Annotated in this window: 22 protein-coding genes and 1 pseudogene; 4 read left to right on the forward strand and 19 right to left on the reverse strand. The window is 55.4% G+C overall.

The window, feature by feature from the left end:
• Positions 1–34: 34 nt before the first annotated feature.
• The 7 genes from ACZRJQ_RS00700 to puuE form a co-directional block, all read right to left on the reverse strand.
• Complete coding sequence (locus tag ACZRJQ_RS00700) at positions 35–820, reverse strand: outer membrane protein OmpK (RefSeq protein ID WP_463976502.1); 786 nt, start codon at positions 818–820, stop codon at positions 35–37.
• A 113-nt stretch (positions 821–933) separates the two neighbouring features.
• Positions 934–2,298 carry a nucleobase:cation symporter-2 family protein gene (locus tag ACZRJQ_RS00705; RefSeq protein WP_463976503.1) on the reverse strand — a complete coding sequence of 455 codons (1,365 nt, stop codon included), beginning with the start codon at positions 2,296–2,298 and terminating at the stop codon, positions 934–936.
• A gap of 87 nt (positions 2,299–2,385) precedes the next feature.
• Positions 2,386–3,678, reverse strand: coding sequence for a urate hydroxylase PuuD (locus ACZRJQ_RS00710; protein ID WP_463976504.1), 1,293 nt, complete (start codon positions 3,676–3,678; stop codon positions 2,386–2,388).
• A gap of 49 nt (positions 3,679–3,727) precedes the next feature.
• The gene (locus ACZRJQ_RS00715) at positions 3,728–4,231 is read right to left on the reverse strand and encodes an ureidoglycolate lyase (RefSeq protein ID WP_463976505.1); all 504 of its coding nucleotides are present in this window, start codon (positions 4,229–4,231) and stop codon (positions 3,728–3,730) included.
• Positions 4,232–4,366: 135 nt separating this feature from the next.
• Positions 4,367–5,362, reverse strand: coding sequence for an allantoicase (gene alc / locus ACZRJQ_RS00720; RefSeq protein ID WP_463976506.1), 996 nt, complete (start codon positions 5,360–5,362; stop codon positions 4,367–4,369).
• A gap of 61 nt (positions 5,363–5,423) precedes the next feature.
• Positions 5,424–5,939, reverse strand: coding sequence for a 2-oxo-4-hydroxy-4-carboxy-5-ureidoimidazoline decarboxylase (gene uraD, locus ACZRJQ_RS00725; RefSeq protein WP_463976507.1), 516 nt, complete (start codon positions 5,937–5,939; stop codon positions 5,424–5,426).
• Complete coding sequence (gene puuE / locus ACZRJQ_RS00730; protein ID WP_463976508.1) at positions 5,936–6,865, reverse strand: allantoinase PuuE; 930 nt, start codon at positions 6,863–6,865, stop codon at positions 5,936–5,938. The genes uraD and puuE overlap by 4 nt, the downstream gene beginning before the upstream one ends.
• Before the next feature lie 398 nt (positions 6,866–7,263).
• Between puuE and uraH the strand changes: the two genes are divergently transcribed.
• A complete protein-coding gene (gene uraH, locus ACZRJQ_RS00735) occupies positions 7,264–7,617 on the forward strand; it encodes a hydroxyisourate hydrolase (RefSeq protein ID WP_463976509.1) in 354 nt (117 codons plus the stop codon).
• Between the two features lie 144 nt (positions 7,618–7,761).
• Here uraH and ACZRJQ_RS00740 read toward each other — a convergent pair whose 3' ends face one another.
• From ACZRJQ_RS00740 to ACZRJQ_RS00750, 3 genes are all read right to left on the reverse strand, one after another.
• Positions 7,762–8,388: a LysE family translocator gene (locus tag ACZRJQ_RS00740; protein WP_463976510.1), complete on the reverse strand. Its 627-nt coding sequence runs from the start codon at positions 8,386–8,388 to the stop codon at positions 7,762–7,764.
• A gap of 59 nt (positions 8,389–8,447) precedes the next feature.
• Positions 8,448–8,939, reverse strand: a complete 492-nt coding sequence (locus ACZRJQ_RS00745; RefSeq protein WP_463976511.1) for a hypothetical protein — start codon at positions 8,937–8,939, stop codon at positions 8,448–8,450.
• Between the two features lie 133 nt (positions 8,940–9,072).
• Complete coding sequence (locus tag ACZRJQ_RS00750; protein ID WP_463976512.1) at positions 9,073–9,513, reverse strand: MarR family winged helix-turn-helix transcriptional regulator; 441 nt, start codon at positions 9,511–9,513, stop codon at positions 9,073–9,075.
• Positions 9,514–9,595: 82 nt separating this feature from the next.
• On the opposite strand from ACZRJQ_RS00750, the gene ACZRJQ_RS00755 reads away from it, so the two are divergent.
• Both ACZRJQ_RS00755 and ACZRJQ_RS00760 read left to right on the forward strand, forming a co-directional pair.
• The gene (locus ACZRJQ_RS00755; protein ID WP_463976513.1) at positions 9,596–10,762 is read left to right on the forward strand and encodes an aminotransferase-like domain-containing protein; all 1,167 of its coding nucleotides are present in this window, start codon (positions 9,596–9,598) and stop codon (positions 10,760–10,762) included.
• Between the two features lie 10 nt (positions 10,763–10,772).
• Positions 10,773–11,375 carry a glutathione S-transferase family protein gene (locus ACZRJQ_RS00760; protein WP_463976514.1) on the forward strand — a complete coding sequence of 201 codons (603 nt, stop codon included), beginning with the start codon at positions 10,773–10,775 and terminating at the stop codon, positions 11,373–11,375.
• Between the two features lie 157 nt (positions 11,376–11,532).
• Here ACZRJQ_RS00760 and ACZRJQ_RS00765 read toward each other — a convergent pair whose 3' ends face one another.
• The 7 genes and pseudogenes from ACZRJQ_RS00765 to ACZRJQ_RS00795 form a co-directional block, all read right to left on the reverse strand.
• On the reverse strand, positions 11,533–11,904 hold the full coding sequence (locus tag ACZRJQ_RS00765; protein ID WP_463976515.1) for a glutathione S-transferase N-terminal domain-containing protein: 372 nt from the start codon (positions 11,902–11,904) through the stop codon (positions 11,533–11,535).
• 112 nt (positions 11,905–12,016) lie between these two features.
• The gene (folE, locus tag ACZRJQ_RS00770; RefSeq protein ID WP_048366310.1) at positions 12,017–12,562 is read right to left on the reverse strand and encodes a GTP cyclohydrolase I FolE; all 546 of its coding nucleotides are present in this window, start codon (positions 12,560–12,562) and stop codon (positions 12,017–12,019) included.
• Positions 12,563–12,584: 22 nt separating this feature from the next.
• A pseudogene (locus ACZRJQ_RS00775) lies at positions 12,585–12,794 on the reverse strand (site-specific integrase); the annotation flags it as partial.
• Between the two features lie 406 nt (positions 12,795–13,200).
• Entirely contained in the window at positions 13,201–14,214 is a 1,014-nt protein-coding gene (locus tag ACZRJQ_RS00780; RefSeq protein WP_463976516.1) for a fimbrial protein, read from the reverse strand.
• Positions 14,215–14,512: 298 nt separating this feature from the next.
• A complete protein-coding gene (locus ACZRJQ_RS00785) occupies positions 14,513–15,070 on the reverse strand; it encodes a Smr/MutS family protein (protein WP_463976517.1) in 558 nt (185 codons plus the stop codon).
• 63 nt (positions 15,071–15,133) lie between these two features.
• Entirely contained in the window at positions 15,134–15,454 is a 321-nt protein-coding gene (locus ACZRJQ_RS00790) for a hypothetical protein (RefSeq protein ID WP_463976518.1), read from the reverse strand.
• A 141-nt stretch (positions 15,455–15,595) separates the two neighbouring features.
• Positions 15,596–16,207, reverse strand: a complete 612-nt coding sequence (locus ACZRJQ_RS00795) for a cysteine hydrolase family protein (RefSeq protein ID WP_463976519.1) — start codon at positions 16,205–16,207, stop codon at positions 15,596–15,598.
• A gap of 274 nt (positions 16,208–16,481) precedes the next feature.
• Between ACZRJQ_RS00795 and prmB the strand changes: the two genes are divergently transcribed.
• On the forward strand, positions 16,482–17,390 hold the full coding sequence (gene prmB / locus ACZRJQ_RS00800; protein ID WP_463976520.1) for a 50S ribosomal protein L3 N(5)-glutamine methyltransferase: 909 nt from the start codon (positions 16,482–16,484) through the stop codon (positions 17,388–17,390).
• A gap of 79 nt (positions 17,391–17,469) precedes the next feature.
• On the opposite strand, the gene ACZRJQ_RS00805 is transcribed toward prmB, so the two are convergent.
• Positions 17,470–18,273 (reverse strand): hypothetical protein, encoded by an 804-nt coding sequence (locus ACZRJQ_RS00805; RefSeq protein ID WP_463976521.1) that lies wholly within the window; start codon positions 18,271–18,273, stop codon positions 17,470–17,472.
• Between the two features lie 97 nt (positions 18,274–18,370).
• Positions 18,371–19,333: an alpha/beta hydrolase gene (locus ACZRJQ_RS00810; protein WP_463976522.1), complete on the reverse strand. Its 963-nt coding sequence runs from the start codon at positions 19,331–19,333 to the stop codon at positions 18,371–18,373.
• Positions 19,334–19,428: the final 95 nt, after the last annotated feature.

Genomic DNA, 19,428 nt, shown 5'->3' on the forward strand with positions numbered 1-19,428 from the left:
CGCGGGCAATCACAGGGCGCGCACGGCATGTCACTCAGAAGTGCACTTTAACCAAGGCGCTGGCGGTGTTCTGGTTGGTGTCCAAACGGCCACTGCTTTCAATGCCGTATTTGTCCTTCCAGTAGCTGTACTCGATACCGACATACAGCTGTTTTTCGCCCAGATTCAGCGCTTTGCCCAAGTCGTACTTGATCTGCGGATTGAAGTGCAGGTTGGCGTGATAGGTGCCGCGTGAGTTCTGGTCGTTGTCGACCACCCAGTCTATGTAACCGTCGATCAGCAGGTTGGAGCGGCCCATCGGAATGCTGTAGGAAAACGACGGAGTGATCTGCCAGACGCCCGTGCCGGGACGCGGGCCTTCGGTGTGGCGGCGATAAAAGTTAAGCGTGAAATAGTTAAAGCCAGGCACTGCCAAGTCAAAGCCCGGGCCGATCAAATAGGCTTCGCTGTCACCTTCGCCGTATTCGTAAGTCATGGCCAGCAACACGTCTTTGATAGGGCCGAATTCGAGTTTTTGGTCGAGGATTTTGCCGAATGACAAGCGTGGGCTGAACTCGCCGTAATAGGTGTTAGGGCCTTTGTTACGGTCGGGTTTACCGTTGTAGAAAATACGATCGACAAACAGAAAGTTGTCGCCGTACTTCCATTTATCGGCGTGCTCGAAGGTGATGGTTTGCTGGATCGAAGGGTTGATCGCGAAGTTCTTGCCGTACAGGTATGTCAGGCTGTTGGTTTGCCACAGAAACAAATCGCCTGCCATTGCCTGATTGGCAGCCAAAACCCCACCCGCGAGCATGGCGCCCCAGTGTTTGCAGTTCATGAGTCACTCCTTTTTATTATTGTTTTACCGCGATGCGTCGGCATGCTCCCTACGGGAGTCCCGCAGGCTGGCGATCTGATCAGATCAAAAGATCGCAGCCTGCGGGGTAGCCTTTACAGAGGGTGAACGTGGCCGCTCATGGCTGCGCGCTCGGCGCCGCCCAGCACGTTGAACAGCAGGTTCAGGCATACCGCGCTGACCGCAGCCATCGCAATGCCGCTGTGGGTGATAGGGCCCATCCATTGCGGCAAGTAAGCGAAGAACTCGGGACGTACCACTGGAATCAGGCCCATGCCGATGCTGACAGCCACCAGCAATTGATTGCGACGGTCGGCAATGTCGGCTTCTTGCAGGATTTTGATCCCTGTCGCGGCGACCATGCCGAACATGGCAATAGCGGCACCGCCCAGCACGGCCGGGGGGATGGAGGCCACGAGGAAGGCGGCTTTTGGCAGCAGGCTCAAGGTAATCAGGAAGATGCCCGCCATGATGGTCACTGAGCGGCAACGCACGCCAGTCATCTGCACCAAGCCGATGTTCTGAGCGAAAGAAGAGTGAGTGAAGGTGTTGAAAAAGCCCGCCATAAATGACGCGCCAGCATCACACAGCAAGCCACGACGCAACATGCGAGGGGTGACTTCCTGGCCGGTGATTTTGCCCAGCGCCAGAAACATCCCGGTGGACTCTACAAAAATGATGACCACCACCAGGCACATGGAAAGGATCGGCGCCAAGTGGAATTCAGGCATGCCGAAATGCAGAGGGGTGACGATCTGAAACCAAGGGGCCAGGCCGATGCCGTTAAGGTCAACCATGCCCAGCGCGCCAGACAGCACATAGCCCACGGCCATACCGATCAGCACCGAAATGTTGACCCAGAACCCGCGCATGAAGCGGTTGATCAACAAGATGGTGCCCAATACCAGCGCCGCGATGCACAGAAAAATCGGTGAGCCAAATTGCGCGGCGGCACTGCCGCCACCGGCCCAGTTCACGGCCACGGGGAACAGCGATAAACCGATGGATGTAATCACGGTGCCGGTCACCAGCGGTGGGAAGAAACGCACCACCTTGGACATGAAGGGCGCAATGATCATCCCGAAAAAGCCTGCCGCAATGGTTGCCCCGAAAATGCCTGTCATGCCGATGCCCGGCATACCGGCCATTGCCACCATACTGCCGACAGCGGCAAAACTGGCGCCCATCATCACCGGCATGCGAATGCCCATCGGGCCGATACCCAGCGATTGCACAATGGTTGCGACTCCCGCCACCAACAGGTCGGCGTTGATCAAAAAGGCGATTTCTTCACGACTCAGGCCAGCGGCTTGTCCGATGATCAACGGCACGGCAACCGCACCGCCATACATCAGCAGTACATGTTGCAAACCGACCAGAATCAGTTGCAACAGTGGCAACCGCTGTATGGGTGGAGCAGCGGTTACGGCGGCTATGCGCGGTTCGGTTAAATCGGACATGCAACACCTCGGTCTTTTTTATTGTTGTGAGCTAGTGGTGTGGTTCAGTGGCCGCCCAACGGCGGCGGCCACACACTCAGAGTGCTATCAGTTGGTTTGGGCTCCTGTGTTGATCCAGGCACCGATGAGGTCACGTTCTTGTTGGGTCATTTGGGTAATGTTGCCCAGTGGCATGATCTGGCTGGCGACGGCTTGAGCTTGAATGCGAGGTGCCATCAGCTTGATCTGTTGCGCGGTATCAAACATCACCCCGCCCGGTGCCGCGCTAAACAGCGGGCTGGTGGGTTTAGCGGAATGGCACACAGCGCAGCGTTCTTGAATCACCACATGAACCTTTTCGAAATCAACCGTGGCCACAGGGGCTGCTGGCGTAGCGGCCGGTGCAGCGGCCGGAGCCGGCGTGGAGTCTGGCTTGGCCCCGCTGACGGCTGTTTCCGGGATCGGCTGGTACTTGATGACTTTGGCTGTTTCAGGGGCTGTCGGTGCAGGCTTGGGGCCAGTGACGTAAGCCAGGCAGATCATCCCGAGTGCTGCGACGGGTAAGGTCCAGGCAAACTTATGGCTGTCGTGACGGGTGTTGAAGTAGTGACGAACCAGCACCGCCAGTACCGCGATCCCGGCCAGAATCAGCCAGTTGTATTGGCTGCCATAGGTGCTCGGGAAGTGGTTGCTGATCATGATGAACAGCACCGGCAAGGTGAAGTAGTTGTTGTGACGCGAACGCAGCAAGCCTTTGGCTGGCAGTGCCGGGTCGGGGGAGCGGCCTTCTTTGATCGCAGCCACCAGCGCGCGCTGGGCAGGCATGATGATGCGGAACACGTTACCGACCATGATGGTGCCGATAATGGCGCCCACGTGCAGATACGCGCCGCGTCCGCTGAACACTTTGCTCAGGCCAAACGCTGCGGCCACCAACAGCACAAACAGGATCAAACCAAGCAACGCCGGGCGTTTGCCCAATGCGGAGTCGCACAAAAAGTCATAAACAAACCAGCCAGCGACCAACGAACCGATGCCGATGGCCACGGCTTCAGGGCCGCTCAGGGTGCTGCCCGGAGCAATCAGATACAGCGCCGGGTTGAAGTAGAACACCAAGCACAGCAGGGCGATGCCCGACATCCAGGTGAAATAGGCTTCCCATTTAAACCAGTGCAGGTTTTCCGGCATGGTCGGGGGAGCCAGTTTGTATTTTTCGAGGTGGTAGATACCGCCGCCGTGGATGGCCCATAAATCGCCTGAAAGGCCGTCTTTGGGGTTGGCCCGGTTGAGGTTGTTCTCTAGCCAGACGAAGTAAAACGACGCACCGATCCAGGCCACGCCAGTAATCATATGAATCCAGCGCACGCTCAGATTCAGCCATTCCATTAAATGTGCTTCCACAGTCTCTACCTCTTGCCCGTGACCCTTGCGTGGGTCATCGGACCTTCTCTTATTGGTGGGGGGCGAGGATCAGCAGCTCATCCTCTTTAAAGAAATGCTCATCGCAGTTATTGCCTGTGCCACTGCGATCAACCACCAGGAAGTCATCCCGCTTTTCGATCGTCAGCACCGGGTGGTGCCAGACGCCGCGATGGTAATTAATGCCCTGCCTGCCATTACTGACAAAGGCGCGGACCAAGCCTGATACAGGTTCATCGCCAACGGGCGCGACCACGATCAGAAAGGGGTGGCCGAGCAGCGGAATAAAAGCCTGGCTGCCCAACGGATGGCGCTCCAGCATGCGAACCGTCAACGGCATGTCCTGCGCGTCAGCGCGGAAGATACTGATGATCGCTTTGTCTTCTGGATGTGCTGTTTCGACTTCGGCCAGACGATGAAAGCGCATGGTCGAACCGTTGTTGATCATGAAGTGATCGCTGCCGTCGGTTTCAATTACGTCACCGAAGGGGGCGAAGGCTTCTTTGGTCAAAGGTTCAATCGTTAATGTGCGCATGGTCTGCCTTCTTATTCGAATTCTGTGGTGTCTGTTCTGTTGTTATCAGCCGCGTAAACCCGCAGAAGCTGGCACAGGCTGCGATCTTTTAAGATCAAAAGCTCGCAGGCTGCGCCAGCAACTACAGGCTCAGCATTACTTCGCGACTTTGCCCAAAACGCGCAGGCGGCTGACGCCACCGTCCGGGAACAAGTTGAGGCGAATGTGGGTGATCGGGCCGAGGTTTTTCAGTTGCTCGCTGTAGGTGTGCTCAGCGTGCATTTCCATTTTTTGGCTCGGCAGCAGCTCACGCCAGAACAGGCTCTGGGTTTCGATCTGGTTGTCGGTGCCGCCTTTGACGAATGCGCCTTGAATCGAGCAGCTGTCCGGGTAGTTGCCCTTGAAGTGCAGGGTGTCGATGATGATTTTTTCGATCTCGCCCGCATGGCCCAGAGCTACGATTACCCAGTCATTGCCCGGCGTACGGCGACGTGCGGTTTCCCAGCCATCGCCCATGTTGATGCCGCGGCCAGGGTTCAGGATGTTGCCCATGCGGCCGAAGTGCTCGTCGGAGCAGGCGAGGGCGCGTCCACCGTTCAGGGCCGATGCCAAGTCAACCTGTTCGTTGTCACCAATGGCCGACCAGTCGCGGAAAGGGATGCCGTAGACGCGAAGACGTGCGACACCGCCGTCCGGGTAGATGTTGAAGCGCAGGTGGCTGAAGGCCTGATCGTTGTTGATCTCGTGGTAGTGATGGCTGTTACCTTGCAGCTCAACGGCTGACAACACTTCAGTCCACTGGGTGTCTGCAGTAGGCTCGCCTTCGGCCAGGAAGCACGCTTCAAGGGAAGCCGATGGCGGGAAGTTGCCGGTGAAGAATGAAGTGTCGATGTCTACGCCTTTGATCGAGCCTGGCACGCCAAGGCGGATGACAGCACTGTCATAGCCTTCAAAGCGCTTACGGCGGGACTCCCAGCCGTCCATCCACTTGCCGTTGTCATCGAAAACGCCCTCCTTCCATACGGCCGGGGTCGGCTGAAACAGGCGGTTGGCGTCGGCGAACCAATCATCGGTCACGGAGATGATTTTGGTGCCCAGGCGGGCGTCGGCCAAGTTGACGAACTTCTCGAACGGTACGGCGTAAGCTTTCATTCTTCTGGTCTGCCTTTGAATAAGTGGCTGGAGATGCCTGACCGGCAGGTGCCGGCTCGGCTTAGAGCTGGAGTAATCGGAACAGGGCTATTTTGTTGATTTCTGCCAACGCGCATTTGAACTCGGCGTCTGCCGGGTTATGGATGCGCGTCTCGAACGCGGCGAGGATCTGATGCCGGTCGCTGCCTTTTACCGCCATGATGAAGGGAAACTTGAACTTGGCTTTGTAGGCTTCGTTCAGCTCGGTGAAGCGTTGAAACTCTTCGGCCGTGCATTGGTGAATACCGGCGCCAGCTTGTTCATGGGTGCTGGCTTCGGTCAGTTGGCCCTGAACGGCAGCTTTGCCCGCCAGGTCCGGGTGAGCGTTGATCAGTGCCAGCTGGCTGGCGTGATCTGCGCTCAACAAAATGTCACTCATGCGCTGATGCAAGGTTTCGATGTGATCGACGCTGGCATCCAGGCCCAAGTCATAAGCCTTTTCGGCAACCCAGGGCGAGTGCTCATAAATATCCGCAAAAGCTGCCACGAACGCTTCACGACTCAGGGTTGAAGGCTTGAGGGTTTTGAAGGTGCTCATTGGGCGGTCTCTGCGGCAAAAGGGTGAGTGGCGTGCCAGTGGCGGGCGATGTCGACACGGCGGGCGAACCAGACTTGGTCGTGGCCTTTGGCGTACTCAAGGAAGCGCTTGAGCGCAGCCAGACGGGCCGGGCGACCAATCAGGCGACAATGCAGGCCGATTGACAGCATTTTTGGCGACGTGGCGCCTTCGGCGTACAGCACATCGAAGGCGTCTTTGAGGTATTGGAAAAACTGCTCCCCAGTGTTGAAACCCTGTACTTGGGTGAAGCGCATGTCATTGGTGTCCAGCGTGTAGGGGATCACCAAGTGCGGCTTGCCAGTGGGGTTGTTCGGTTCCCAATAGGGCAGGTCATCGTCGTAGGTGTCGGAGTCGTACAAGAAGCCGCCTTCCTCCATCACCAAGCGACGGGTGTTGGGGCCAGTGCGGCCGGTGTACCAACCCAGTGGGCGTTCGCCGCTGATTTCAGTAAGGATGCGGATTGCTTCGAGCATGTGTTCACGCTCTTGGGTCTCGTCCATGTACTGATAGTCGATCCAGCGGTACCCGTGGCTGCAAATCTCGTGTCCGGCAGCAACCATGGCTCGGATCACATCCGGGTGACGCTGGGCGGCCATTGCCACGGCAAAGATAGTGAGCGGGATATCGAACTCGCGAAACAGCTTGAGGATCCGCCACACGCCAGCACGGCTGCCATATTCGTACAGCGACTCCATGCTCATGTTGCGCTCGCCTTGCAGTGGCTGCGCCGAGACCATTTCCGAAAGGAAGGCTTCTGACTCTTTGTCGCCATGCAAAATGTTGCGCTCGCCGCCTTCTTCGTAGTTGAGAACAAACGACAGAGCGATACGGGCGTTGTCTGGCCAATGCGGGTGTACAGGGTTGGGACCGTAACCAATCAGGTCGCGTGGGTAGTCAGCGCTCACTCAGTCTTCCTTATTGTTGGTGTTGACAGTCGATTGGCCAAACCTGGCGTCACTGCGATGGACTGATTGTATACAACTTTATTAACACTTTGTAAGCCTGATTTTTTGCATTTTTATCATGGTTTGTGTTGGATGTGTACCTGCAAGAAACCTGCCTGATTGGTCATGTCGTGAATACAAAGTCTTGTAGGGCTTCGGTTTAGACCGCTAATGCTCGTCAGCCCGCGTGGTTCAAGGGCTACGCAAAATTGCGATTTTAATTGTGTACAATTTTTTTGATAAATGTCTTAATCGTGACTTCGCCGTTATCCGCAAAGGTGCGGCGGCCCCTATCTATTAATTGACTCCGGGAGGCGCGAGGCCTTGGCAGGCGATTGTTGGCCAGGCACGCAGAATCAATGGGACGTTTAACGACACACGTTTTAGATGCCGCACACGGTTGCCCAGGCAGCTCAATCAAGGTCGAATTGTATCGGGTTGAGGGTTCTCAGCTGGAGCGGGTGGCAACTGCGCTGACCAACAGCGACGGCCGTTGCGATGCACCCTTGCTGGAGGGCGCCGATTATCGTTCGGGTGTTTATCAGTTGCAGTTCAGTGCGGGCGATTACTACCGCGCCCGAGGTGTGACGTTGCCGGAGCCGGCATTTCTGGATGTGGTGGTGTTGCGTTTTGGTATCAGCGCCGAGCAAGACCACTACCACGTCCCCTTGCTGATCTCGCCCTACAGCTATTCGACGTACCGCGGTAGCTAGGTTTTGCACCAAATGTATCTGCGCATGTGGTTTTTTGCCCGCTCACACTGCGGGCTTTTTTTCGTCCGGGTTTTTTTGATGTGTACACACTGCTGGCATCGCTGGCGAAGGCTACAAGTCAGCCTTTGCCAACGGCACAGCGTGTTACCTGCTTAACAATGATGCTGTCCCTGCCACGCTAAACAACCCGGCACTGATCCGGTTGAACCAGCTCTGGCCTTTACCGCTTCGCAGATAACCTGCGGCCCCATGAGCACCCAGCCCGTAAGCCAGCTTGCAGAGCAAGTCCAGCACGGTCCAGGTAGCGATCATCACCAACAATTGATTAAGAAAAGGCTGGTCCGGGTTGAGAAACTGCGGCAAGAACGCGGCAAAAAACAGAATGTCTTTGGGGTTGCTGGCACCCAATACAAACGCGCGCCCAAACAGTGCACTAAAGCGCGGTTTAGGTGCGGCCTCGGGCACATCGGCAGCGGTGGCCGGTTGCCGAGATTGCTTCCAGCTCTGCCAGGCCAGATAAAACAAATACAGCGCGCCGACGATCTTGAGTGCGCTAAACAGTTGTTCCGAAGCCAGCAGCAGCGCACCCAAGCCCAGCGCCGAGGCGCTCAGTAAGCAAATCGAGGCAATCACGCCGCCCAGAAAAGCAGGGTACGAACGGCGCAGGCCGTAGTTCAAGCTGTTGCTGATCATCAATAACGACAACGGTCCCGGAATCAAGATGACCACCAGTGCCGCGCTGCTGAACAGCAGCCAGGTTTCCAGACTCATTACTTCCTCCCAAACACAAACGCCCCATTTGGTAGATGGGGTCGATGATATTGCCCTGTTTACACAGACATAAACCGGGCAATGAAAATGGTGCAGAGCAGGCACAGGCTCCAGGATATTTCGCGACGTTGCCCGCTGCCGCTGAGCAGCAGCATGGCCACATACAACAGCGCACCGGCAATGGCGCAAGCCGGGATCATGCCTGTTAGCGTGGCGGCGAGGGTGGTGTTGTCGTGAACCAATTCCACCCCCCAGCTCATCAATGAGATGACGCAGACGCTGATCGCAAGCGCGCCGAAAATCCGGTGATAACTGAGAATGGCGACCAGCAAAAAACCTAAAGCTGCCAACAGTGGCGCGGGCTCACGTAATGAGCCGAGCTTGATCAGGCCGCGCGGGTTGTCAACGACGATGCCCGCAGCGTTCAAACCAATGAAACCCAGACACACGCCCAAGCCCGCGCCGATTGCGTAGCGTATTCGCGCAGGTATACGGCTCAAACGCAGATGCACATACGCGCTGATGGCGGATTGCGGCTTATGGCTGTCCAAGGCGCGGCTCCTCAGTTTTAGTGTTTAAGCGTGCGGGCAGGGTGGGTCGGGCAGAGTGGTTGAATTATGCTTTTGTATACAAATAAAGCAAATATTGTTTTCAGTTAAGGGGTGAGGCGCTGCGAACGAGCGCCTAGGATGGGCGGCTTTGTCCTAATGCTTGATTGATGGTGAGCCAGCCATTGACGGCCTCTTCGCCGGCTTGATCGAAGACCCGTTGCAGCAATTTGACCTGCTCTCGACGCAGATTTTGTTCGAACTTGATGCCGTCTGCCGTCAACTCCAGCAAACGCTTGCGCTTGTCGGTGTCGGGGGCAACGCTGCGCACCAGATTCATCTCGATCAACTGGCGCAAGGGCGTATTGAGGGCTTGTTTGCTCACGCCGAGCAATGTCAGCAGTTCTTTGACGCTAACACCGGGGTGGTGGGCGATAAAAAACACGATGCGCTGATGCACACGACTCAGCCCGCGTCGGGCCAGCATTTCGTCCGCTTTGGCGGTAAATGCTTGATAGCCAAAGAAGAAGGCTTCCATAGCTGCACGCTGAGTGGTTGGATTTTTAAGGTCAAGCATATTGACGTATCTAGGCTGCGCGGCGTAATTTCGGTCAACCAGTTTGACTTATTTCCAATTACTTCTGCTACCGGTGATCTGTATGGCCTTCTCCGAACGTGTTTCCCGCCTGAAAAGCTCTTTGATTCGCGAAATTCTGGCTGCGGCCCAACGTCCGGAAGTCATGTCGTTCGCTGGCGGTCTTCCAGCGGAGGCGATGCTGCCTAAAGTCGAGTGGGCTGATATGCCTGCTTCGATGGGCCAATACGGCATGAGCGAAGGCGAGCCGGCACTGCGTGAAGTACTGGCCGCAGAAGCCCGCGCCTTGGGGGTTGATTGCGACGCCAGCCAAGTGATGGTGTTGAGTGGCTCGCAACAAGCGCTCGACCTGGCGGCCAAGTTGTACATCGACAAGGGCACAGAAATCATGCTCGAAGCGCCGACCTATCTGGCGGCGCTGCAAATTTTTCAACTGTTCGGCGCCGAATGCCTGACATTCCCGTTGCAAGCCGATGGCCCGGATCTGGCTGCCTTGCGCGTTGAGCTGCAAAAACACACCCCTGCCTTCATTTACTTGATTCCTACCTTCCAGAACCCGTCTGCTGTGCGTTACAGCGAAGCCAAGCGTGATGCGGTTGCAGCCTTGCTTGATGAGTTCGGCGTAACGTTGATTGAAGACGAGCCTTATCGGGAGTTGAACTTTGATGGTGGCAGCGCCACACCTATTGTCAGTCGCCTGAAAAAAGCCAGCTGGATTTACACCGGTACAGTGTCAAAAACCTTGTTGCCGGGCCTTCGCGTTGGCTTTTTGATTGCCAGCCCTGACCTGTATCCGCACTTGCTGCGTCTGAAACAATCAGCCGACTTGCACACCAACCGTGTCGGCCAATGGCAGGCGTTGCAGTGGATTGGCACCGAAAAAATGCGCAATCACCTGGCCGAGCTGCGCGACTTTTATCGTGTGCGTCGTGATGGCTTCCAGCTGGCGCTTGAAGAGCACTTTTCTGATCTGGCCGACTGGCACGTGCCGCAAGGCGGTTTGTTCTTCTGGCTGACCCTTAAGCAGCCACTGGACACGCGCACGTTGCTCAAGCCTGCGCTGGATCAAAACGTGGCCTTTATGCCGGGCGAACCTTTTTTTGCGGAGCCTGATCAAAACATCGGTAGCTTGCGCCTGAACTTCAGCCATATCGACCCAGAGCGTTTGGACGAGGGCCTTAAGCGTCTGGCTAACGTTATTCGTCAAGCACAGGCCGCACAGGCGGCCTAAAGGATTCGCGATGCTCAAGGTTTATGGCGATTACAACTCGGGCAACTGCTACAAGGTCAAGCTGATGCTGCATTTGCTGGGCCTTGAGTACCAGTGGCAGGCAGTAGACATTCTGAGCGGGGAGACCGAAACCCCAGCGTTTCTGGCGAAAAACCCGAACGGCAAAGTACCAGTGCTGGAGCTTGAAGACGGCACTTGTTTGTGGGAGTCCAACGCGATTCTTAACTACTTGGCCGACGGCAGCGAGTTTTTGCCAACCGAGCCGCGCTTGCGTACGCAAGTGCTGCAATGGCAGTTTTTCGAGCAGTACAGCCATGAGCCTTACATTGCGGTGGCACGCTTCATCCAGTTTTATCTGGGTTTGCCTGAAGAGCGTCTTGAGGAGTACCGCGCCTTGCAAAAGCGCGGTTACAAGGCCTTGGATGTGATGGAGCAGCAGCTCGCTCGTACACCCTATCTGGTAGGGGATCACTACTCGATTGCTGACGTGACGCTTTATGCCTACACCCACGTTGTCCATCAGGGTGGCTTTGACTTGAGCGGCTACCCGGCCATTCGCAGCTGGTTACAGCGTGTGGCCAGCCATCCTCGCCATGTTGCGATGCTTGGTTGAATTGATGCTGAATACCCAAAAACCGGCCATGTGCCGGTTTTTTTGTGTGCGTTGACGCCTAATCCTGAGGCTGCGGCATTTTGTGATCTATCTGGGATGTAGATCAAAAAATCGTAGCCTTCGGCAGCTCCAACGTACTAAGAGGGAGGGCGGCTTTTTAAACCCCGGAAAACCGTCGGTTCAGGTAGTCGATGATCACTTTGGACTCGTACATCCAAGTGGTCTTGCCGTCTTCTTCGATGCGCAGGCAAGGCACTTTGATCTTGCCGCCTTGTTCCAGCAGTGTCTGGCGATCTACTTCGTTATTTTTCGCGTCGCGCAGAGCTACCGGGACGTTCAAACGACGCAGGTTGCGGCGGGTTTTTACGCAGAACGGGCAAGCATGAAACTGGTACAGGGTCAGGCTTTTGGCCGCTTGATCAACCTGTGCCTGAGCCTCGGCGGGGCGCTGTTTTTTGCTGGGACGGGTGATGAAATCGCCAGCGATGATCAGCTGACCCAGACCTACGCGAAGCGCTTTGATAAACACAGTAAAAAGCCTCATGGGCGAGAAAGAAGGGCAGCAGCTTACCTGAAATTGCAGGACGAAAAAAAACCGGCGATGAATGCCGGTTTTTTTCAGTTCGAATTAGCCAGGCCAGTTACTTGATCAGGCTAAGGAACTCGCTGCGCGTGGCGGCGTTGTCGCGGAACTCACCCAGCATGACGGAAGTGATCATCGACGAATTTTGCTTCTCTACACCGCGCATCATCATGCACATGTGCTTGGCTTCGATCACGACCGCTACGCCCAGCGCGCCAGTGACTTGCATCACGGCGTCGGCGATTTGGCGGCTGAGGTTTTCCTGGATTTGCAGGCGGCGGGCGTACATGTCGACGATACGCGCCACTTTTGACAGCCCCAGCACTTTACCGCTCGGAATGTAGGCTACATGGGCCTTGCCGATGAAGGGCAACAGGTGGTGTTCGCACAGCGAGTACAGCTCGATGTCCTTGACCAGCACCATTTCGCTGTTATCTGAGCTGAACAAGGCACCGTTGGTGACCTCCTCCAGTGTTTGCTCGTAACCGCGGCAAAGGTACTGCATGGCTTTGGCGGCACGCTTTGGCGTGTCCAGCAAGCCTTCGCGGGAGACGTCTTCGCCGAGCTGGCCAAGGATGGCGGTGTAGTTTTGTTCCAAAGTCACAGGGCTATATTCCGTGCGGGTTTCATAGTGGTACTTCGTCGGGTCGTACCAATGTTGTACCAATCATGCGGTTTTCGAGTTTCCCGAGCTCGCTCCAGTGCGTACTGGAATTGCGGCATTAAGCGTCAGTCGATAGCAACATCTGCACGCTGTGGCCAGGCTGATTGGTGATAAACGCAGGGTTCATGCCTGCCAAGGGGCACATGGTAGCGTAGGTGTGCCCGCAGGTGTATTAGCGGCGTGCACTGATGTGCGATTTTCAGTCGATGCTCGCTTGAGCGTACGTGTGTGGCGATCGCTTCGGCATGGGGCGCCATTGCCGTGAATCGCGTTGATGCGCTCAAGGCTAAAAATGTTTAAACGTTGACTCTCTGTCGTTGGGAAAGAGTGATCGTTATAAGTGTTAAATGTCATCGTGATACATTGAGCGGCTACATGAGTACGGTTTGCGTTGATGGTGTTTGTGAACGTTTTATTCGGCAGTTTATATCTGCTTGTAGGTGCTTGAGTGTGAGTGGTTGTTCTTTTTTGGAGTGATGGTTGTATGGGTGGGCTAATAAGTTTTTGTTTTGGTTAATGCAATGCTTGTGTGTTTTGTCCATATTTCAATTTTTTTGATGCGAAACTTAGAGTGTGACTTAGTTGTACTCAATAATGTAATTGAGTACGGCGTCAGCCTTTCCCGGTTCAACCTTGAGACTGTCCTTTTGGACATAGCGAGCGTTGATGGGCAGTGTGTAAATTTCCCCTTCGGCGTCGCTTCTTTGCCATGTCATGTCTATGGCTTGCCCTCGAGAAAATGGCAGTTTTATGCCTGTGCCTTGGCCTGCGAGCAGTGAAATCTCGACCCCAGAGGCGCCGCCTTCGAGTATGTTCAAACGTCCCGCGCCAAGTGAGTCGCCCTCAAAGTAGGTTTTGACGGGCAGTTTGCTTCCAGCCGGCAGGCCGGTGCAGCGTACATCCAGAGTGAAACTTTTGGTGGGTGCACTATTAGCCCTAATTTCACCTGCCCATACTTTTCCCATAGGCACCTTGATATCCTTTCTTACCCCGGCACAACCGTCGAAGTAGCCTTTGTTTTCGAGCACTGTAATGTTGTTAGCGTTAAGTGTTCCCGCAAGCCAGCCGTTGACTCGCAACGTGATTTTAAAGTTTAGATTTATTCTGCCGGTGCCCACAATAAAGTGGGTTCTCACAAATTCATATGTGATGATTGAGTCAAAGATAATTGATGTCACGTTTCCGTTATTGCTGGTTAACTCGCGAGGGATTGCCTGTTGTGAAGATGTCAACCTGAGGCCAACACCTTTTACCCCGGTTTTGTAAACGTCTGAGTAACCATCTTCTAGTTGTAGCGGGCCGTCGAACTTCAAATCATAAGCCTGCGTGATTCGGGTAATGGGTGGGTTTGGGCATTTAATCGACCCACTTATGAGCTGTGAAGGTGCTGCAGATTGACGCGAGCTCGCCATCACTTTACCGATGCCGGCCAGCTTAAGCTCTATCACGGGAGGTACGGGTAATGTTGTCTCCAGATGTACCCCACCAATACCGACCCAGTAACACTTGTCAGGATTACTGGCTTGCACAGTAGAGACGTTAGACAGGCTCAGGCTGAGCGCCATTAGCATTAATGAAAAAATACGCTTCACTGTTTTTCCTGGCGATTGGGGTATCGAAACAAGGTTCCACCCTCATTGCTCACTCATCATCCCGATACAGCGACAAGTACTCTTCGCACTATGAGAGTGACTTGGAGTGGCACTCACCAAGACTAAGCACTCGCTCTCAATTCGACTATTCGAATGATCTTGCCAGGTGGCGAGATTCTTCTCGTTTTTTTGGGGGGAGGGGTCAAACAGACTGTCGTGTCTATTTTGATGGCGCTCAGGCTGGTCGACGTCAGCCCAAAGGAGAGTCGGCGCCCAGAGCAAGACGCCTGTTGCCGGGTTATTCGTCGCGACCTTCCATCATGGTGCGTTTGAGCATCACGTACACCGCGCCGGCCCCGCCATGTTTAGCCTGACAAGAGCAGAAGCCCAGCACCTGTGAGTGCTGGCGCAGCCATGTATTGACGTGACTTTTGATCATTGGGCGCTTGCCGTCCAGACGCACGGCTTTGCCGTGGGTGACGCGCACACAGCGCACTTCGAGCTTGGTGGCTTCGCCCAGAAATTCCCACAGCGTTTCGCGGGCTTTTTCTACGGTCATGCCGTGCAGGTCAAGGCTGCCTTCAAAGCTGATTTGACCGAGCTTGAGCTTGCGCATCTGGCTTTCTTGCACGCCGTCTCGCGCCCAGTGCAGTTGGTCTTCTGGGCCGACATCAATCACGAACTGGTCTGACAAACCGTCAACGATGGTCGTGTTGGAGCGCACAGTCGCAGACTGACGCAGTTTGGCCAGTTGCGCCCGATCGGTTTTGGGTTTGCCGGTGTCTGCCCGATCATGTTTGATCGGTTTAACACCGCGAATTTCGTTTTTGAACAGGGAAAAGTCGTCGTCTTGCATGTCAGCCTCCGCGAAGGGCGGCTAGTTTACCCAAGTCGACGACGATCGTGCGGCAGATGTGCTTCAGTCATGCTTTTTCATTAAGTGCGGTGCCATGTTCAGGCCAAGCGGCTGACGCATTTGACGACGACGTCGGCGCCACAGCCAGATGCCTAGCCAGCTGATGAACAGCCCCGTGATCAGCACCAATGCCGCACCGGCCGGGCTGGCATTGAGTTCGCCAAGGGCCGTTGGCCGACCAATCAGGCTGGTAGCGCCTGCCAGTATCAACAACACACCAAACAGAGCCAGCAAGGCGGCCAATGTCAGCACCAAACGCGAGCGCCAGTTGCTGGGGTCTTTGGGACGCAAACGTCGAGCATCAAAACCATCGGAGATCTTCATTCCGACTTTTCCTTAAGGGTATCGGCCCTTCGACAGGAACATCGGGAGGTTGTTCCTTGGGTGCGCTGAAATAGCTTTTTTGTGTGTAGGAGAAGGGAGTTGCAGATAGGCGGTTCGTGAACACCGCCTACCAGAAATACGTCAGATCAAGTCTGAACTTCTACAAATCAGGTTTTGAGTCCGGGTCAGGCTGGCGAAGTTGTCATTCATGATTGCCATCTCGGTTCTTTGCACATCGGCTGCGCTGATAATGCCGTTGGGGGTCGGCAGGTCACGGGTTGCGCAGGCGTCTTCAACCAAGGTGCAACGAAAGCCGTAATCTTTGGCTGCGCGCACGGTGGTGCTGACACTGGAGTGGCTCATAAAGCCGCAGACGATCACATCCAGAGAGCCCAGATTTTCAAGTGCTTCTTTCAGGCCGGTGTTATTGAAGGCGTTAGGCAGGCGCTTTTCAATAATCACCTCGTCAGCCTTGGGCTCAAGGCCCTTGATGAATTCGCCACGTTCTCCCTGCGGGTCGAACATGCCGCCCACTGTACCCAAATGACGGATATGAACCACCGGGCGTTTGGCCTTGCGGGCAGCCTCAAGCAGAAGGGCGATGTTGGCTGTTGCAGCCTCCATCCCTGACAAGGCCAAAGGGCCGCTCAGGTATTCATTTTGTGCATCGATGATCAGCAAGCTGGCATTACTCAGATTGGCCGCTGCGTAGCCGCGTCCAGTGAGTTGAAACATCGTTTTTAAAGCGGGCATTCGGGGGCTCCTTTGAGTGGGGCTTTTGCGACATTCTCCACTGGCCGAGCGCTTATGTGAATGGCCTCTCTTGTAAGCAGCGCCGTTGTTGGGCTACAGCGATGTCAAGGCTCATAGGAATGGGTCAAAAATGTTCAAATCGGGAGCATTTACAGCTTTGCCAGCCGTCAAAACGGGGGGCGGGATTACTCTCGCGCATAACCGTTGGGCACAACTTGAGCCATGTCAGGTTTTGGCTGTTAGAATCGTCGGTCGATTTTGAGGAGTAAGACCGTTGATCACTTCCCGTTTGCGCACCCTGCGCGACCATATTCGTTGGGCCGTTAGCCACTTTCATGGGGAAGATCTGTTCTTCGGTCATGGCACTGACAACGCTTGGGATGAGGCACGTCAGTTGGTGCTGGGCGCTCTGAACCTGCCGTGGGAAATCGCAGACAGCTACCTTGACTGCCGACTTGAAGACGATGAGTTGGTCAACTTGCAGCACTTGCTCAAGCGCCGTATTGAAGAGCGCGTTCCGACCGCTTATCTGTTGGGCGAAGCCTGGTTTTGCGGGATGTCGTTTATCGTTGACGAGCGCGTATTGATTCCACGTTCGCCGATTGGTGAGCTGATCGAAAAGCGCTTTGAGCCTTGGTTGGGAGATGAACCTGCACGCATCCTTGATCTGTGTACCGGCTCGGGCTGCATTGGCATTGCATGTGCCTATGAGTTCCAGAACGCCGAAGTGGTGTTGGCCGATTTGTCATTTGAAGCCCTTGAAGTGGCCAATCAGAACATCGAGCGTCATGGCGTTGATGAGCGTGTGTACACGGTTCAAGGCGATGGCTTTGACGGCTTACCGGGCCAGCGCTTTGACTTGATCGTGTCCAACCCGCCGTATGTTGATGCTGAAGATTTTGCAGACATGCCGGCGGAATACCAGCATGAACCAGAGCTGGGTCTGGCGTGTGGCGATGATGGCTTGAATCTGGTGCGTCGTATGCTGGCCGAGGCGGCTGATCATTTGACCGAGAAAGGCCTGTTGATCGTTGAGGTGGGTAACAGCCAGGTTCACGTTGAATCGCTGTACCCAGAGGTGGATTTCGCTTGGCTGGACTTTGAGCGTGGCGGTCATGGCGTCTTTATGCTCACCGCAGAGCAGTGTCGCGATCATCAGGCGCTGTTTGCTTCAAAGGTGTGAGGTTTAGCGAGGGGTAGCAACCACGCTGCGAGAAGGGCCCAAGCCCTTCGTGCGCAGCGTGTTGTAGGGGCTTGAAGGGTTAGCGGTGGGTCGCAATCCAGATCAGCAGCCCTGCCTGAAACACTGAGAAGGCTACCAGACAGGTAATCGTGAACCGCAGGCCGGTGTCCTCGCGTTTGTATTTGCTGACTTTCTCTTCTTTTTCCCGCAGTTTGACTTCTTGTTCTTGCAGGGTTTGCTCAGCCTGCTGAAGCATTTGCGCGGCTTCGAGAATCTCCACGAACTGGAGTTTTTCGGTGTTCCAGTTGTTTTGCAGTTCGCCGACTTGCACGTCTTCAGTGCGTGCTTTCAGATGCTGAGCATCGGCATACACCACGTCAAAACCGTGCTGACGTAAAACGTGGTCGCGGCGCAGGCGGGTGTCTTCGTTGAGCCCGTCTTTGCTGGCCAGATCCATGCCTTCAACGCGATAGTGTGACCACTTTTTTTGAGCCCATAGAATGCCTTGGGCGAGCAGGAAGCGGCCAATCCCTCGGTTTAAGGGTTCGACTTGCAACCCGGTCTCGGGTTGGATGCTGACGCAATGAGTGTCGTGATCAACCCACACATCGAGGCTGTTTTGCTCTTTGCGCACCCGCTGGCCGGGTAGCAAGATGCTTAAGCGCAGCAAGCTGTGATCTTTATTGTTACGTTCGGCATACCCGAACTGCACGAAGCGCAAGGGGCGTGCGCCCGTATTGCGGTCGGTCTGCAGGGGCGAAAGGCGCAGCATTTTGAAGTGCTCAGGGTGAACGTCAGCCCACGGCAGCGGCGGCGCCTCGGGAGGTGCTTCAGGGGTTGGCGAGGCGTCAGTCTCGGCGATCTTTGAGTGGGTGTCGGTCATAACGGCAAAATCCTGTGCAAGCCCGGTGTGCCGGCAAAGCAAAGGTGGCCGACAAAGGCTTATCGGCCGCAGCGGGCAGGACTGGAGGGCTGATCGTTTAGCGTTCGTTCACTTTAGTGATGAACCGCACAATTGCACTTTCCAACTCTCTGGATAAGGGCTGATTAGGGTCGTTGTAGGACTGGATTTGGCGTTTGATGTCCATCGGCACAATGCGCATGACATGGTTCATGCCGTCAACCAGTTGCAGCTCGGCGTCTGGTTTTGCAGCTTTAAGCAGGCGCGCATCGTTAACATCCACTTGAATGTCGTGGGTGCCTTGAACAATCAGTGCGGGCATTTTCAGGGCCGCGAAAGCCGCAGCTGGGTCATAGCGCAACAAACTGATCAAGTACGGTTGCACGCTGGGCCGGAACACGACTTCAAGATCGGCAGGCACATTGCTGTCGGTACGCCCATTCTCAAGGCTGTGGATCAATTCAAAACTGCGCTGCAACAACGTAGGCGGCAAATTATTGCGCTGCAATTGCTCACGTAGTACTTGGCCGACCGGACGTGCCGTACCTGCTATCGAAACTACGCCGCTGGCGCCCATGCGAGGTGCGGCCAGACTGGCGATGAGTGCGCCTTCGCTGTGCCCGAGAACAAACAGCTCCCCAAAGCGCGGGTCACTTTTGAGCAATTGGCCCCATGCCACGGCATCAGAGACGTATTGGTCGAGGTTGAGCATGCGTTCATCAGGGGCCGCAGGAAGGCTTTGGGCCACTCCTCGCTTGTCGAAACGCACGCTGGCGATATTGTTTTGCGCCAAACGCCACGCCAACTTTTTCAGGCTATCGTTGCTCCCGCCGAAGCTGTTGTTGCCATTGCGATCGGTAGGGCCGGAGCCCGCAATAATGAGTACGACGGGCACAGGCTTGTTGCTTTTGGGCAGCAGCAACGAGCCATACAGTGTGCCGGAGCTGGTGGCCAATTCGATGGGGCGCAGTAATACGCTGGGGGAGGCCGCTTGGGCCAAGGAGGCGAACAGGGTCAAGGCTAAAAAAAGAATCCGCAGCATTATCACGCCATCATTGTCTGAGTGCCGGTTGGACAAACCCGGATGAATAAGGTTCGAGGATGAACTACAAGGGCAGCCTGCGTATACTGGCCCGC

The sequence above is a fragment of the Pseudomonas sp. E315 genome (assembly GCF_055406205.1).